General features: G+C 44.5%; 11 protein-coding genes. 4 read left to right on the top strand and 7 right to left on the bottom strand.

All coding sequences use genetic code 11. The features are described from left to right. Window positions 1-11: 11 nt before the first annotated feature. Complete coding sequence (locus ACLHR0_RS08835; RefSeq protein ID WP_370909140.1) at window positions 12-845, bottom strand: universal stress protein; 834 nt, start codon at window positions 843-845, stop codon at window positions 12-14. Window positions 846-1,001: 156 nt separating this feature from the next. Beyond that, window positions 1,002-2,516 (bottom strand): lysine--tRNA ligase, encoded by a 1,515-nt coding sequence (gene lysS / locus ACLHR0_RS08830; RefSeq protein ID WP_436485961.1) that lies wholly within the window; start codon window positions 2,514-2,516, stop codon window positions 1,002-1,004. 290 nt (window positions 2,517-2,806) lie between these two features. On the opposite strand from lysS, the gene ACLHR0_RS08825 reads away from it, so the two are divergent. Then, entirely contained in the window at window positions 2,807-4,960 is a 2,154-nt protein-coding gene (locus tag ACLHR0_RS08825) for a S9 family peptidase (protein WP_436485959.1), read from the top strand. A gap of 696 nt (window positions 4,961-5,656) precedes the next feature. On the opposite strand, the gene ACLHR0_RS08820 is transcribed toward ACLHR0_RS08825, so the two are convergent. The 4 genes from ACLHR0_RS08820 to ACLHR0_RS08805 form a co-directional block, all read right to left on the bottom strand. After that, the gene (locus tag ACLHR0_RS08820) at window positions 5,657-5,995 is read right to left on the bottom strand and encodes a tRNA-binding protein (protein ID WP_429043689.1); all 339 of its coding nucleotides are present in this window, start codon (window positions 5,993-5,995) and stop codon (window positions 5,657-5,659) included. A 236-nt stretch (window positions 5,996-6,231) separates the two neighbouring features. Then, complete coding sequence (gene lptC / locus ACLHR0_RS08815) at window positions 6,232-6,783, bottom strand: LPS export ABC transporter periplasmic protein LptC (RefSeq protein WP_370909136.1); 552 nt, start codon at window positions 6,781-6,783, stop codon at window positions 6,232-6,234. Between the two features lie 248 nt (window positions 6,784-7,031). Then, window positions 7,032-8,327, bottom strand: coding sequence for a hypothetical protein (locus ACLHR0_RS08810; RefSeq protein WP_429043686.1), 1,296 nt, complete (start codon window positions 8,325-8,327; stop codon window positions 7,032-7,034). A 170-nt stretch (window positions 8,328-8,497) separates the two neighbouring features. Continuing rightward, entirely contained in the window at window positions 8,498-9,133 is a 636-nt protein-coding gene (locus tag ACLHR0_RS08805) for an LON peptidase substrate-binding domain-containing protein (RefSeq protein WP_079471736.1), read from the bottom strand. 171 nt (window positions 9,134-9,304) lie between these two features. Between ACLHR0_RS08805 and ACLHR0_RS08800 the strand changes: the two genes are divergently transcribed. The 3 genes from ACLHR0_RS08800 to ACLHR0_RS08790 are packed head-to-tail and all read left to right on the top strand — an operon-like array spanning window position 9,305 to window position 11,973. Then, window positions 9,305-10,351 (top strand): glycosyltransferase family 4 protein, encoded by a 1,047-nt coding sequence (locus ACLHR0_RS08800; RefSeq protein ID WP_370909134.1) that lies wholly within the window; start codon window positions 9,305-9,307, stop codon window positions 10,349-10,351. A 47-nt stretch (window positions 10,352-10,398) separates the two neighbouring features. Then, the gene (gene meaB, locus ACLHR0_RS08795) at window positions 10,399-11,301 is read left to right on the top strand and encodes a methylmalonyl Co-A mutase-associated GTPase MeaB (RefSeq protein WP_436485956.1); all 903 of its coding nucleotides are present in this window, start codon (window positions 10,399-10,401) and stop codon (window positions 11,299-11,301) included. Window positions 11,302-11,307: 6 nt separating this feature from the next. Continuing rightward, complete coding sequence (locus tag ACLHR0_RS08790; protein ID WP_436485954.1) at window positions 11,308-11,973, top strand: DNA alkylation repair protein; 666 nt, start codon at window positions 11,308-11,310, stop codon at window positions 11,971-11,973. A gap of 3 nt (window positions 11,974-11,976) precedes the next feature. Here the strand turns inward: ACLHR0_RS08790 and ACLHR0_RS08785 are convergent, their stop codons facing one another. Beyond that, a complete protein-coding gene (locus ACLHR0_RS08785) occupies window positions 11,977-13,242 on the bottom strand; it encodes a chloride channel protein (RefSeq protein WP_436485952.1) in 1,266 nt (421 codons plus the stop codon). Window positions 13,243-13,404: the final 162 nt, after the last annotated feature.

Below are 13,404 nucleotides of genomic sequence, written 5' to 3'. Positions count from 1 at the left end.
AAAAGTATAAATTATTCGTGTAAAGTCAACAGTGGTATATGTGTTTGATACGCCAGTTTGGAAGTACGGCTGCGTTTAAAGATGCTTTCAAATAAACCGTGTTTTTTAGGAATAGTGAGAATAAGGTCTGCCTTATTTTCTTCGGCAAATTCCACAATTCCTGCTACTACATTGGGATTATCGATGAAATGGTACTCCGGATGGAAATCTTCCAGCAGGGTATCCAGCATCAGTGTTTCAAAAGGTGTATCGGTGCTGAAATGCCTGCTTTCATGATCTATATTGATTACATGCAGTTCCGCATTAAAAATATGCAATAGTTTTTTCAATGGTTCCACGGGAGTGGTTTCCGCCACCTTCCGCAGGTCTGCTGCAAAAACAATTTTTTCTATGGGTTTATACTTTGCTGATTGGGGTACCACCAGCACCGGGTAACTGGTATTTTTCACTACGTCAATGGTATTGGAACCAACCAACACTTCTTCCAGTTTACTGCCGCCGGTAATGCCCATTACAATCAGGTCGGCGTTCTCATTTTTACATACTTCTTCAATAGTAGCTGCCAGCAGGGTGTTATCCGCACGTGTAAGCAGCGTGGTACCTTCCCGGATGAGAGGGGTCAGCTCTGCCTTCATCTTTTCCAAACCTTCCAGGCTGGCGTCTCTCAGATCCTCCGGATTCACCATCGGAATCGCCGTAGGTACATCCGGAATTGGTACAATCAGCTCATATGCGTGGTACAATACAATGCGGGTGGCCTCTAAACTGTTTCCCAGGGCAATAGCGTAGGTAGCGGCATTATAAGCGGTATCAGAAAAATCAGTAGGTACTAAAATTGTTTTCATATGGGCTAATTTTAAGATACTAATAAGCACTACTTAAAGTTAACGATGTGCATTGGTATATGAACGCTTCATGAAAATTTAATGCCACATTTATATTATATAAAACAAAAAGGCGAATGACCGTAGCCATTCGCCTTTTATTTTATTAAGATGATTTTATTTCTGTTGTTCCGGCTTCATCTGCGGGAAGAAGAGTACATCCTGGATAGATGGCTGGTTAGTCATCAGCATGGTTAAGCGGTCGATACCGATACCAATACCGGAGGTAGGCGGCATCCCGTATTCCAGGGCGCGTAAGAAGTCGTAGTCAATATACATGGCCTCGTCGTCCCCGCGTTCCATCAGTTTCACCTGTTCTTCAAAACGTTCACGCTGATCGATAGGATCATTCAGTTCACTGTAGGCGTTGGCAATTTCCTTACCATTCACCATCAGCTCAAAGCGTTCTACCAAACCGGCTTTGCTGCGGTGTTTCTTGGTGAGCGGGCTCATTTCTACCGGGTAATCGGTAATGAAAGTAGGTTGAATATAATTGCCTTCGCATTTTTCACCAAAGATCTCATCTATCAGTTTTGCCTTGCCAAATTTGGCGTCCACGTGGATTCCCAGCTGTTTGCATACATCGCGCAGCTGTGCTTCATCCATATTGGCGATATCAAAACCGGTATGTTCCTGTATCGCTTCATACATAGATACCCGGCGGAATGGCGCTTTAAAATCAATGGTTGTATCGCCTACCTGCACGGTGGTGGTGCCATGTAAGGTGAGGGCAATTTTTTCCAGCAGTGATTCGGTGGTGCGCATCATCCACTCGTAGTCCTTGTAAGCGGCGTACATTTCCATTACCGTAAATTCCGGGTTGTGGGTACGGTCCATTCCTTCGTTACGGAAATCTTTTGCAAACTCATATACCCCTTCAAAACCGCCTACGATGAGTCGTTTCAGGTATAACTCGTTGGCTATACGCAGGTAGAGCGGCATATCCAGCGCATTGTGGTGCGTAACAAACGGGCGGGCAGTAGCGCCGCCGGGAATAGGCTGCAGGATAGGCGTTTCTACTTCCAGGTAACCCAGGTTATTATAGAAGTCGCGGATCGTTTGCATCATCCGGGTACGCTTGATGAACACCTCTTTTACTTCGGGATTGATCACCAGATCCACGTAACGCTGGCGGTATTTGAACTCCGGATCGGTTACTTCATCAAAAACTTCTCCTTCTTTCTCTTTCACAATAGGCAATGGGCGCAACGATTTGCTCAGGATGGTGATTTCTGTGGCATGAATAGAGGTTTCACCGGTTTTGGTAATAAATACATACCCTTTCACCCCGATAAAATCGCCGATGTCCAGCAGTTTCTTCATTACAACATCGTAACCGCTTTTGTCTTCACCAGGGCAGATATCATCCCGGCGAACATATATCTGGATACGGCCTACGCTATCCTGAACCTGGACAAATGAGGCCTTACCCATGTCGCGCTTGTTCATCACGCGGCCTGCCAGGCATACGGCCTGGAATTGTTCCTTTGTTTCTTCCGAATAATTGGCTTTTATATTTACGGAAGTATCATTAACCGGGTACTCAGCTGCAGGGTAGGGGTCTATACCTAAGTTATGCAGTTCCTGTAATTTTTCCCGGCGTATAATCTCTTGCTCAGATAATTGTGTCATGTAGTAATTTAATTGCACTAATGGAGTGCAAAAATAGTAAAAAGGGCTGTAAGACTACAGCCCTCTTATTTTTTGACCATATCCTATGAAAACCAGACTAAAGATAACCGCTTCCACTGCCATTTACAGCCCTATTTAACCAGCGCGGGGAAATCTTTCATATCTGGTGGTATTTGACTTGTCCCCGGCTTGCACGCGCCGCCCGTTTGTGTAAATTGTGACCGCTATTTTTTAGTTATGCTTATTTTCGTCCGCTAACGACAACAAAACAACCACCTGATATCTTACAAATGATGAGAAGCGAACAATGGTTAAAACCAGCCACTATCGGCAGTATAGGCTTACTGCTGCTGACTGCCCCCTGTTTAAAGGCCCAGCAAAAGCAGGACCTCACCTATGAACAGGCTTTTAAAGGCAAAGCTACCCATATCACCAAACCATTACCAGCCATCCGCGACTGGGCAGATGGAGAACATTACCTGGAAATGCGCCCGGATGAGGCAAATGGCCGCATGCAGGCATGGTCTGTAGATGCCCGCACCGGCAAAGCCACCATTTATACGGCCCCGGTAGACGGTCCCAGTGTAGAAATACGTGAAAAGGATGTATTCTATAAAGCCGCCGATGGCAACATAGTTCGTTTGACCAACGACGACGCAGAGGAAAAGAATCCAACCCTGTCGCCGGATGGAAAATATGTGGCATTTACCCGCAATAATGACCTATACAGCGTGGAAGTAGCTACCAAAAAGGAAACCCGCTATACTACCGATGGTTCTGATGTAATATATAATGGATGGGCATCCTGGGTATATTATGAAGAAATCCTGGGTCGTCCCACACATTACCGCGCTTTTTGGTGGAGTCCTAACAGCCGGCAGATCGCTTACATGCACTTTAACGACACCAAAGTGCCGGTATTCCCTATCTACAGCGAAAAAGGACAGCACGGATACCTGGAAAACACGCGTTATCCCAAAGCCGGCGACCCCAATCCCGCTGTGAAAGTAGGCGTGGTACCCGTTACGGGTGGCCCCACCGTTTGGGCCGATTTTAATGAAAACGACGATCAGTACTTTGGTATGCCTTTCTGGACCGACGATAGCCGGCAGCTGTGGATGCAATGGATGAACCGCGGACAGGACAACCTCAAAATATACAGCATCAACCCGCAAAGCGGCGCCAAAAAGGAAATCTATGATGAAAAGCAGAAAACCTGGATCGATTGGTTCGATGCCGTTCCTTTTGTGCAAAATAACCAGGGATTCCTGCTGCAAAGCGATAAAACCGGCTGGTCACATCTCTATCTCCATAATATGGACGGCTCCCTGAAAAAACAACTGACTTCCGGTAACTGGACCGTGAAGGAAGTACTTCAGATAGATGATAAGAATCAACTGGTATACTTCACCGCCCGCAAAGAAGCCTCCACCCGCTTCGATCTGTATAAAGTGAGCATGAAAACCGGCGCGCTTACCCGTTTAACCAACGGTAACTATAATAATGTAATCAAACTGGCGCCGGGAGGTAAATACTTTATTACTACTTATTCCAACCTGCAAACGCCTTCAAAAATGGCACTGCTGGACAACAATGGCAAGCTGGTGCGGGAATTAGGCGATAGTAAAGGAGAAAACTTTGACGATTTCAACCTGGCCAAAACAGCATTGAAAACATACAAAACCCGCGATGGACTGGTACTTCCTCTTACCATTACCATGCCCGTGCACATGGAACCAGGTAAAAAATACCCGGTCCTGATCAGCATTTACGGCGGCCCAAATGCCGGTACCGTATACGATACCTGGAAATATGGTAATGTGCAGCAATGGTGGGCGCAGGAAGGCGTGATCCAGGTAGCCATCGACAACCGCAGCAGCGGACAGCTCGGCAAAATGGGCATGAACTATATTCACCGCCAACTGGGTAAACACGAAATCGAGGATTATATGGACGCTGCTACCTGGCTTCGTTCCCAACCCTGGACCGACACCGGCAAAATATGCATGACCGGTGGCAGCTTTGGCGGTTATATGACCTGTATGGCCCTCACCTATGGCGCCGATGTATTTAATTATGGGATGGCCAACTACGCGGTAACTGACTGGCAATTGTACGACAGCCACTATACAGAACGCTATATGGATACACCCGCAGAGAATCCCGAAGGCTATAAGGCTACCTCAGTAATGACCTATGCCGATAAGTATAAAGGGCTGATCCGTATTGTACATGGTACAATGGACGACAATGTGCATATGCAGAACTGTATCCAGCTGATCGATAAATTGGAAAATCTCAATAAGCATTTCGAGTTTATGCTGTATCCCGGCGAACGTCACGGATGGGGTGGCTTGAAAAGCGTTCATTCTTCCGGTGAGTCTTACCGCTTTATTTATAATAACCTCCTGGATAAACCTTATCCGGCGCTATTCACTAAATAGGCACACTGCTATAAAACCGCTACGGCTTAACATACAGATATACGCTTGTATCTGTTTGTTAAGCCGTAATGTTGTTTATCTGTTTGGAAAATAACCGGAGAAAGAGAAAGGCAGAGGGAAAAATAGGACTTCAGAAAAAAGAAACAGGGCTGCAAGACTACAGCCCCGAAAAATTTTAACCATATCTTTATTGAAAAACCTATACCAAAGGTGGCCGATTTTTATCACACTGCGATGGCCATTCTAGTGAATGATATATTTTATCCGGTAAACGTATCAAAAGTGAAGGTGAACGTATGAGGGCAAAAAACACTTCATGATAAGCTGGTATGTGAGTACAGGCATACAATAAATTGATTATCAGCCTAAGAAGGTGTTTAAACAGTTATTTTGCCATTTTTCGGCTTTAGGACTGGAAAAAAGCAAAAAAAAGGGCTGGTAAGAATACCGCCCTTGTAATAATTTTAACCATATCCTATGAAAAACCTAGAACAAAGATATACCGCCGATTTTAGGAATAGGTTTCATTTCCGTGAACGATGTATTATTGTTCGTAAACTGATGATAATGGATAATGTGTTATTATATTATTTTAATAATAATATTATTAAAATTCAGAATTATATGATTTAAATATCTATAATTAACTGATAATTAGAAGATAGAGAAGTTTACACAGTTTATTATCAAATCTATTTAGGCTATCCGTTGCCCGTTAAGCACTTTCCTGTCCGGCTGAAGTAATACAATTTCCTTGTTATCGCCTACAGCGCCCAAAACCAGGCATTCCGACATAAAGTTTGCGATTTGTTTTGGCGGAAAGTTCACCACCGCCACAACTTGCTTTCCGATCAGGTCCTCTTTCTGGTAGAGATGGGTAATCTGGGCAGAGGATTTCCTGATTCCCGTTTCCGGGCCAAAATCTATCAATAACTGATAGGAAGGATTACGGGCTTTAGGAAAATCGTTCGCCTCCAGGATAGTGCCCACTCTCATTTCTACTTTTTCAAAATCGGGCCAGCTGATAGTTTCCATGCGCTAATTTTTCGCCTAATATAGCCATCCCGGCTGAAGTTTAAAACAGCTTTGCCAGCGGCGCTTATAAATTATCTTCAAATGTTATGAATGGTAACAAACAATGCGGAAAACATGGCAAACTGGCATAATTATTGACTTTTTATCCCAAATTTTAGGTTAAAAAATAGGTTAAAGCGAAAGAACCCCACCTGCATAGGTGGGGTTCTTTCGTATATAGCTTTACGTTAGTGAGATCAGTTGAGGGCAGCAGTACTGTCCTGTACTGTAATAGGACCGCTCACCTTTAGTATTTTCTTTACACTGAAATCCTGGTTGGCTTCCAGTCCCCATCCATGCAGCGAGTCGGTAGGCGTTTTGATAAACACTTCTTTAGTAGAGTAGAAGATCTTTCTTTTAGGATCCCAGTTCAGCTCTTTCGTATCCAGGCGCTCGCCCTTCTTATTAATTACAATGACGCTATCCGACAGGAACACATCTCCATCATCTTCCATAAATTTTCCTTTCTTGGCCGATAATGTGCTTTCCAGCCCCAGGCTGTCGTTATACATAAATACTTTCAGCCCGTTATTAAAGGCCACATAGGTTGGCTTATCCAAACCACGCTCCATAGTGGGCCCCGTTAATTTTGCATTCACCTTTCCACCCTGGCTGAATATGATTACAATATCCTGCCCGTTTTCGGTGGCTGCCTTTTTGGAATCCAGTTCCATCACCGCATCAATATCATTTTCGCAGCTACTAACGGCAATGGCTATAATAAAAAATAAGATGGCTCTTTTAATCATTTGAATGAATAATACTTCAAAGATAGGAATTCGCTTTCAGCTTAATGCAGCGGAGATATAAGCGTATTTTGTCTTTCTCAGGATTACGCTGATTTTATTGATTTTAAGGATTTGATCACTTTGGATTTTAAATGATTTGGGGAGATATGAGCGGGTATATTCGCTTATATCTCCCCAAATCTTAAAAAATAAAATCAGTATAATCAGCGTAATCCTGAGAAAGACAAAATACGCGCTGTGCAAAAAAGTTATTCGTATTTACGCTTGATAAACCATTTATCACTCAGGGTAAAGCCCAGCGATATACGGTAGATATTTTCTTTCAGGATGGTTTCGTTGTTGCCGCGGTGAGCCACTTCAAACGCCAGGTTGATCATACTGTACTGGTTGGAATAAGGCATGCGGCGTACGGGTAAACCAGCGCCCACCGTGAAGCCCATTGTAGGCATATTTACGCCTTCCAGCTGCAGGTAATCTTTCCCATAGTAACCACCCAGGCGATACGCTACCCTGTTCCAGTAACCGCTCAGTGCAGTTGCATTGGGTACAAACTGTCCGCCGATAGCAAGCTTCCAGGAATTCTGCAGGGAATCTTTATTACCAAAGTTTTTATAATTCTCCCATTGGCTGGAATTAAAGTCTACCCCAACCATCCATTTATCAAATTTGCGCAACATGATACCTGCGCCAAACTCTTGCGGAAACACCACAGTTCCCCTGTCGCCTTTCGCATAGTGAACGGTATCCTGTGTAACATAGTTATTGGAAGATGCGTCGAACTGCACGGTTTCATTGAGTATTTCCTGGCGGGCATTCATATTTTGCTTCAAACTTCCGGAGGCGCCAAACGTCAGATCCATATCCGTTTTCAGCTTGGCCCTGTACTGCACGCCCAATTTATAGAAAAAGCTGTTGTAGGAAGTACGGAACATGCGGTGGGAAGCATACATGGTAGGATCAGGGAAGGTAAGACGGGTATTGTTCTCGATGTTACCGAACAGATAACCCAGGTTTACACCCACGCTGAAATGACCAAAACGCACACCTGTACCGGCATATAACTGGTATAGACCGCCACTTCCTTCATATTTGCTGGTGAGCGGAATCCTCAATGTATCAAAGAAGGTACCGGTACCTGATTCCTGGATGTTATAGGAAACCCTGGTTACCGGGCGAAGCCCCAGATTTAATCCCCATTTGTTGGTAATCAACGGAATACCCAACTGCAGGTAAGAGAGTGTACCGAATCCGGAACTAAATTTTGCCCCCTGGTCTGTGATAGAGCGGGCGCCACCTTCCACTCCTACATCAAAGGTAGTAAGCAGCAGGCTGGAGTAGCTGGCCGGATTAATAAAGTTGACTGATTGCGGATCACTATAAGCCTGAGAAACGCCTCCCATTCCACGGTTTACCGTGTTCTGGTTATTATGCAGATCTCCTAATCCGTAGCGGGAATATGGTGAATTGTCCTGTGCGATAGCCTTATTTGCCAATAGAAAAAAACTTCCAAGCAGGCAAAGAATACTGACTTTTGTCCAATGCATTTAGTATCAGAATTGAGTTTAAGCCCTTATTCCAGTGAAAATATGGGTCTGCAAATATCTACTTTTTAAGGCGGGAAGCAAAAAAATCCAAAAAACCACCTGTTAAATGCACGTTAAAGTTGCGGTCATGATGCCCGGAAAAGCAAGTCAGGCGGGCATCTTCATAAAAATTATAAATTATCGGCAGATAAGTTCCTGAAGTGACCGTTCAATAAAACACGCTCTTTCAGCCTTTCCATCTCCGCCATCATGGGAATTACCTTGTGCAAATGCCGCTTCAGGTACTCCAGCCGCTGTGCTTCGTAGAAAAGATGAAGCATTTCGTATTCCTCATCAAGCGACAGCCCCGCATGGTGCGCCAAGTCGTATGAACTGAGCTGGCTGTCTTCTTTCTTAAACGATTTATGGATCTGGAGGATAGCATGCAATTCCCGGACGCCATGCAATACTTCCTGCAGCAACCGGTTATTACCGGCTTCATTATTCTCCGGGTAGTTTACAATGGCCCCGGCATACAATTTCTCCGGAATTTCCGAAACATGCTCCAAAATGCGAAAAACACTGTCTCCAACGGTAATTATGTCCATTTCCCCACTCTCATATATTTTTTCTACCTTTTTTATTTGGACGAGTGTTCCATATTCCATAATTTTTTTATTTATTACAACTGGAATACCAAACGGCTTTTGCTCGGCCAAACAGGCTGCAATTAATTGCTTGTACCGGGGCTCAAAAACATGCAGATTCAACTGCTCTCCCGGATACACTACAATTCCAAGCGGAAATATGGAGATAAAATTCGTCATCTGTATTAATTATTCGCCATCGGACTGACGACCAATATACGCCAGGCTGATAAATTTATCTGGAAAAGGCCGAAAGATAATTATCTCTTTTTCGTAAAAAGTTGTAATATCTTCGCTTAAGCATTTAGTTATATATAAATATATACCTGACAATTATTCAAACTGATTAACATGCCAAGATTTGTGATAGACTGTGAAAGAATGAAATATCCGAACAACGGTCTATATACTTATTGCAGCGAACTTGGCCAAACTCTGATGCAGCTGATCTCTCCTCCCGAGGAGTTGTACTTCTATCTGCCCTCCTATAAAGAAACACTTTTTTCAAATCAGGCACACTACAAACAAAAAGCATGGCATAAACTCTGGATGCCCTATTCAAAAGATATTCAGCTCTGGCATACCACCTACCAGTTATCTGACTACATTCCTTCATCACCCGACATAAAACGGGTATTAACTATACATGATCTCAATTTCTTATACAAGCCTAACTATAAACACAAAATATCGGGCCAGCTGGCCAAAGTGCAGCGGATGATCAATAAAGCTGATCATCTTATTACTATTTCAAATTATGTAAAGGAAGATGTTTTACAACATCTTGAAATAGGAGATACTCCATTGAGCGTTATTTATAACGGTTGCGATGTAAAATCATTCCCCTCCTTTAACGCCCCGCTTTACCGCCCCTCCCGGCCGTTTCTTTTCACCATTGGCACCATCTTACCCAAGAAGAACTTTCATGTCATTCCGCGACTGCTGAAAGACACTGATTATGAATTGATTATAGCAGGAAACGCAAATACCACCTATCAGAAACAGATCCTGCAGGAAGCAGCCGCCTACGGTGTGCTGGACCGGGTTAAAATTATCGGTCCCATTGATGAGAAAAGCAAATACTGGTATTTCAGCAATTGCGCCGCGTTTGTATTCCCGTCTATTGCAGAAGGCTTTGGCATTCCTGTAATAGAGGCTATGCACTATGGCAAACCAGTATTCCTTTCTGATAAAACCAGCCTGCCCGAAATTGGCGGCAACCTCGCCTACTATTTCGAAAATTTTGACCCTGCCTACATGCGGGATGTTTTCAATAAAGGAATGGCCCATTACGAAGCTACCCAGCCAATGGCTGCTCTTAAAAAGCATGCCGACAGCTTCAGATGGGAGGAGATAGGAGGACAATATCTTGATATTTACCGGTCGCTGATCGCGTAAACAGGGATACCGCTTATTTTTGTTCTTTAAATTCTGTAAACAATAAAATGTACCAGCAGCATATACCCGGACTCTTAAACGGAAATATCAAATCACTGGCCCGTTGCATTTCCCTTGTTGAAAACGAAGCAACGGGATATGAACAGCTGCTGGAACAAATACCCGTGACTGACCACACCAAAGTAGTGGGTATCACAGGCCCTCCCGGTGCAGGTAAAAGCACGCTTGTAAATGCACTCATTACTCAATTACTGGAACAGGATAAAAGCGTAGCTATCATAGCGGTAGATCCTTCTTCGCCATTCAATTTCGGCGCCCTGCTCGGCGACCGGATCAGGATGAGCCAACACTTCAACCATCCAAAGGTATTTATCCGCTCCATGGCCACCAGGGGCGCCCTTGGCGGGTTAAGTCCTAAAATTATAGAGGTGAGTGATCTTATTAAAGCAGCTGCATTCGACTATCTCTTTATAGAAACGGTAGGTGTAGGTCAAAGTGAAGTGGAAATAGCCGGTATAGCAGATACAACTGTTGTGGTAGTAGTTCCGGAAGCCGGCGATGAGATCCAGACCATGAAAGCAGGGTTAATGGAGATCGCAGACATCTTTATTGTGAACAAAGCTGACCGCGACAATGCAGATGCTTTTGTGAAAAATCTCCGGCTGCTCGCACATAGTAAACATCAGGGCGACTGGGAAATTCCGGTGATCAAATCCGTGGCCACCCAACAGTCAGGCATACACGAAATTATACAGGCCATCGAAAAACATCACACTATCATCTCCCATCAACAACAAAAACATATCCTGCTGCTGGCGGAAAAAGCCTGGCAACTGATACAACACAGGCGTATGAGAGATATCTCTAAACAAACCCTCCAACAGGAAATACAGGAACTTATCCGGCAAAAAGCGTTTAACCTTTACCGTTATATCAGCACTAAAAGCTAAGCATACATGCGCTACCTCCCCCTGATCACGGATGCATACCTGGTGGCCGCCAATCCGGACAACGCGGTTGCTATGAAAGCGTATATGCGCAACCAGTTTGAATACCTGGGTATAACTGCGCCGGAGCGCCGTCTTATCAACAAAGGATTGAAAGCAACATATGGATTACCCGCCATTGGTGATATGCCGGTGCTGATAAAAGCATTGTGGAAAAAACCGGAACGTGAATACCAATACGCTGCCATAGATTTTATGCAAATGTTAAACAAGGAATGGCGCGCAGAAGATATCCATCTCTTTGAATACATGATAGTTCATAAATCGTGGTGGGATAGCGTAGATGCCATCGTGTCGTGCCTCGCCGGTCCGTGGCTGAAAAAATTCGGGGAAGAATGGCCCGCCACTACCAATCGATGGATCAATAGTGAAAATATGTGGCTGCAGCGTGCGGCCATTATACACCAGAACGCATACAAGCAACATACCAATGAACAGCTGTTGTACCGCTATATAAAACAGTGCGCAAGTTCTAAAGAGTTTTTTATCCAGAAAGCCATTGGCTGGGCCTTGCGGGAGTATGCTAAAACAAACCCCGGCAGTGTGCGAAAATTCGCAGACAGTCACACGCTGGCGCCACTCAGCAGGCGGGAAGCGCTCCGCAGAATTAATTAATAATTATGCCCTGGTTAGTTCCTGTCGTTTTTTACGTTTGAAGACAGCAATACCATAAGCCAGGATACAGGCAAGTATGGCAGGAAGCGCTGCATTAATATCATGCGTCATTTCCAGCAGTAATATAATAGCTGTTAACACCGCCCGGGAAGTACCCGCCAGCATAGCTCCCATCCCCACCAGCACTACAATCCCTGCATTAATCATTAAAGACGGAAAAGCCATTTGCAGGGGCGCTCCAATCAACAACCCCAATGCGCCTCCAATGATCAGCAATGGAATGATACCACCACCTGTTTTGTTGGCGCCGGAGAAGAAAATCCAGGCGATCCATTTCATAAAGGCCAGTGTAAAAAGAATCGCCAGCGTTACGTGTGCCTCCAGCAGGTCACGCACATAACCTTCGCCGGTGCCCAGTATCCGGGGGAAAATATATCCAATAATACCCGTAAGCAATGCCGCCAATAACAAATACCAGGCATTGTATTTAGTTAGCACGCCGAACCATTTACCAATAAGATGGTACAATGCTGTACTTAATCTTGCCCACAATCCCACTATTAAAGCTACTATCATATAGCCTATCATGGCCTTTGCACTCATAGCCGGCAGTGCTGTAAAGCTTAATACAGGAGTGGTGCCACGATACAGGTAGCTTCCTGCGGCAGCAGTGGCTGCAGCGGCTGCAACCGGTAATATACTGGCAAGCGTCCATTCTGCCAGAAACACTTCCAATGCCAGGAGTACAGCCGCCACCGGCGCTCCAAAGAGGCTGCCTAAAGTACTGCACATGCCTGCTGTAAAAAGCAGTCTGCACTCGTCACTGGTGCAGCCAAATAATTTACCGATCCAGGCGCCTAAGCCCCCGTTAAATAACATGGCGGCATTTTCTACTCCCAACGGATTACCGGCCCCGATGGCAACGGTCAATCCCAATGCACGAAGCAGGAACGAAGTATACCGGGCTATGGCAACAAGGAACAGGGCGCCCGCCACCGGAATACCAATGATCCACCATTCCCGTTCTGTATTTTCGATACCCCTGTATGCAGTATCTATTTCCCCGTAGTAAACCAGTGAAGCAATCGCATGGATTATGACGTTAATGCCCCATGCTGCAACAGCGCCTCCCGCTGCTGCCACTATGGCTGCAACAGAAAGATACAAAGTGCGCGATGCCTTTTTACCGGGTACATCTGCAGGTTCATATGCTGCTGCCGGTACAACCGGTAAACCGTTTTTTGTTATTGCGTATAGCTTATTAATCATGAAAGGGGTATTATCAACCAGATTATCAAAGCTATATAGTTCATTGTAGAATCACAAATAATTTTTTATTAATGTATTTAATAGCTAACGTATAGGAATATACGTCATTATATTTATTGTTTTAGTTAGGCAACCTTATTATATTTGTAATAACCAATCCGT

Origin of the sequence: Chitinophaga sp. ARDCPP14 (genome assembly GCF_051362515.1) — a bacterium.
GTDB lineage: Bacteria > Bacteroidota > Bacteroidia > Chitinophagales > Chitinophagaceae > Chitinophaga.
Note: the sequence above shows the minus strand (reverse complement) of the source record. Positions and strands in the feature narration are given on the sequence as shown.

Coding starts and splice junctions, on each gene's coding strand:
- ACLHR0_RS08835 (WP_370909140.1), bottom strand. CDS start 845: ATGAAAACAATTTTAGTACCTACTGATTTTTCTGATACCGCTTATAAT.
- lysS (WP_436485961.1), bottom strand. CDS start 2,516: ATGACACAATTATCTGAGCAAGAGATTATACGCCGGGAAAAATTACAG.
- ACLHR0_RS08825 (WP_436485959.1), top strand. CDS start 2,807: ATGATGAGAAGCGAACAATGGTTAAAACCAGCCACTATCGGCAGTATA.
- ACLHR0_RS08820 (WP_429043689.1), bottom strand. CDS start 5,995: ATGGAAACTATCAGCTGGCCCGATTTTGAAAAAGTAGAAATGAGAGTG.
- lptC (WP_370909136.1), bottom strand. CDS start 6,783: ATGATTAAAAGAGCCATCTTATTTTTTATTATAGCCATTGCCGTTAGT.
- ACLHR0_RS08810 (WP_429043686.1), bottom strand. CDS start 8,327: ATGCATTGGACAAAAGTCAGTATTCTTTGCCTGCTTGGAAGTTTTTTT.
- ACLHR0_RS08805 (WP_079471736.1), bottom strand. CDS start 9,133: ATGACGAATTTTATCTCCATATTTCCGCTTGGAATTGTAGTGTATCCG.
- ACLHR0_RS08800 (WP_370909134.1), top strand. CDS start 9,305: ATGCCAAGATTTGTGATAGACTGTGAAAGAATGAAATATCCGAACAAC.
- meaB (WP_436485956.1), top strand. CDS start 10,399: ATGTACCAGCAGCATATACCCGGACTCTTAAACGGAAATATCAAATCA.
- ACLHR0_RS08790 (WP_436485954.1), top strand. CDS start 11,308: ATGCGCTACCTCCCCCTGATCACGGATGCATACCTGGTGGCCGCCAAT.
- ACLHR0_RS08785 (WP_436485952.1), bottom strand. CDS start 13,242: ATGATTAATAAGCTATACGCAATAACAAAAAACGGTTTACCGGTTGTA.